This window comes from Bacteroides sp. CAG:189, assembly GCF_000432295.1.
Classification (GTDB): Bacteria; Bacteroidota; Bacteroidia; order Bacteroidales; family Bacteroidaceae; genus Bacteroides; species Bacteroides salyersiae.
On record NZ_HF990989.1, the window covers coordinates 1 to 2682 of the forward strand.

Sequence of the window (2682 nt, forward strand, 5' to 3'; positions counted from 1 at the left end):
AAAGAATTCCGGAAGCTGTATGAAGAATATTATGCTCCCTTTTGCATCTACGCAAAAAGGTTCATAAACGATATGGCTATTTGTGAAGATATCGTTTCTGATGTATTTGCCTCTCTTTGGGATAAACGAAACTCTATTGAATTAAAGAAAGATACCGCAACCGCATATCTGAAAATATGTGTACGCAATAGTTGTCTCAACTATTTAAAACACTTGGAATACGAATGGAATTATAATGAACTCTGCCAAAAGCAACCACCTGTCTATGCCACAGAATCAGATAGCGTATATACCTTAAACGAACTTTATGATATGCTGTTCAAAGCATTAGAGCGACTCCCTCAAAACTACCGCATTGTTTTTACTAAAAATTTCTTTGAAGGAAAGACTCATGCGGAAATAGCGGAAGAATTAAACCTAAGCGTAAAATCAATCAACCGATACAAACAAAAAACAATGGATATGCTCAGAAAAGAGTTCAAAGAATACCTGCCCGTATTGCTATACCTCATCGTCGTACAAAAAGAAATGCAGTCTATTATATAAAAATGGCTACAAACCATATTTTCAACAGTTTGTAGCCATTACAATCAACTTAAACCAACTCTTTATTTCTTTATAATTTTAGCTGATTTCAAGATCATATCATTTTTCATGACTTTCAGCAGATAGATACCGGAAGTTACATCCAAATCAATATGAACCGTCTCGTTATTCACACAATCTTTCTGTAATCTTTTTACCAACATACCTTTTGAATCGTAAACAGTCATAGTATAAGTACCTGCATCTATCAGACCTACGGCAACATTATCCGTAAATACCGTCGGGGTAATCGTTACATAATCTTTATTGATATCTTCAATACCTACTCCACCTTTTTCAACCTTTACAGTTACTTCTTTCACATCCGTACCATAGGCATTTGTAACTGTCAATGTTGCCGGATAATTTCCTTCTTCTTCATAAGTGACTACCGGAGCTTCGATATTTGACAAATCGACATTAGCAGCTCCCTTGAAGTCCCAAGTCAACATAGCTTCCACTTTAGTATTACCGGAAAGCCAGGTAGAACCCGGAACAATCGAAGGAGTCAGATTATCATTATCGTTCATAGTCGTCCCTTTAAAGACACCACCCGGAAACTCTTCACCGGCCTTACCCAAATTGGGGAATTTCTTGTCATTATCAGCACACTTGTCTTCAAATATCCAATATCCCTGTAATCCTGCCGGTACTTTGTCCGGAGTATAGCCGTACATAGCCACTGCCATCTCTTCGTCAGTCAATGCCTTATTCCAGAACTGAACCTCATCGATCGATCCCTGGAATCCTTCCGTACCCAAAGAATACAAATCATAAGAAGTTTTAAATGAAACGCTCTGCTCAGCAACACGCTTACCATTTACATACAAACGAACTTCTCTATTATCTCTATCCAATACCATAGCGATATGATACCAAGTTCCGATCTTCACTTCTACTCCGGAGAACATGTCCTTAAAATCTGAGCCACGATCACGTCCCATTAAACAGAATTGTACTTGACCGGTCGTCTTTTCTTTCTCCAGATAAATCCAGGTAGATCCCCAACTCGGGTTTGTACCCAAATCACGCAAAGACATCACCTGTCCGGCCAGATTAGTCGGTTTCACCCAAGCGGCCATAGTAATAGTAGAAGGAGTCCCCAAAACCGCCGGATCGGCAGCAAAGAAATGAGTACCGTCAGTCAAGTCGATAGCATTGGAAGTATAACCTTCACCCTTAATACCGTTAAATGTAAATGTTACATTCTGAGGTCCTTCAGAGATATCGATATCTTCATCAAAAGTAAAGTCAGCTTTCGGATAGCGTCCGGTCGCTTCAGGAGTAACAACCACCAGCCCGTCATATGTTTTCTGATATACGGCATCCGGGTCTTCCGGTGACGGATTATCAAAACTTACACTCAGATTATACAAACCTACAGATGGGCAGGAAGCAGTAATAGCCTGTCCGTCTTCTTCCTTGACAGTAGTTCCGTCTTCTGCTGTTAAAATCCAATGAGCAGTCGGTATTGTAGGGTCTTCCAACGAGATAGTAAACTCTTCATCCGGAACGATTTTACGACCGTCAAATACAATACCCGTCTTGTATTCATACTTATGTTCGAATACCTGATCAAGCCAAGCGATTTCCGAACGGGTAACACCGTCGGGGGCCACTGCACGAACTCCCATTTCAAATGTCTTGCTGGTAGCAGTCAACTGTACCACCGTTACGGCTGCCCATGAAGTCGTACGGTTCACCATTTTAGGTTCACCTCCGTCCTCACGTACCATTACTTCATAATACCAAGTATCAACATCATCATTATACACGGTAGTCCATGGGTCTTCGCTGTCTTTAGCTTTCCAGATCAGTTTGATTGTTTCATAATTATAAGCAGAATGATTCATTTGCATCTCATAACCGTCTGTTATAATAGTCGGTTTTACAGGATTGAATGTCTTGGCAGGATCAACAATTGAAAGTTCTCCTACATTCACGGCATATTTCTCATCCGTATTCTCTATGGTTACTCCCAAGCAAGCAATTACATCTCCATTATTAATTCCCCAGTCACTCAGTTTCCAGGTAGCAGTAGACCATTCGCCCGCTTTTGCCGCAGGAACAATTACTGATTTAAACTGATCTTCCGAT

2 protein-coding genes are annotated in these 2682 nt (G+C 40.5%); one reads left to right on the forward strand and one right to left on the reverse strand.

Translation table 11 applies throughout. The annotated features are described in order from the left end of the window. Positions 1-546: RNA polymerase sigma-70 factor (locus tag QVP90_RS01620; protein WP_288203731.1), on the forward strand; the 546-nt coding region annotated here is incomplete at its 5' end. A 62-nt stretch (positions 547-608) separates the two neighbouring features. Here the strand turns inward: QVP90_RS01620 and QVP90_RS01625 are convergent. Next, positions 609-2682: LamG-like jellyroll fold domain-containing protein (locus QVP90_RS01625; protein WP_288203732.1), on the reverse strand; the 2074-nt coding region annotated here is incomplete at its 5' end.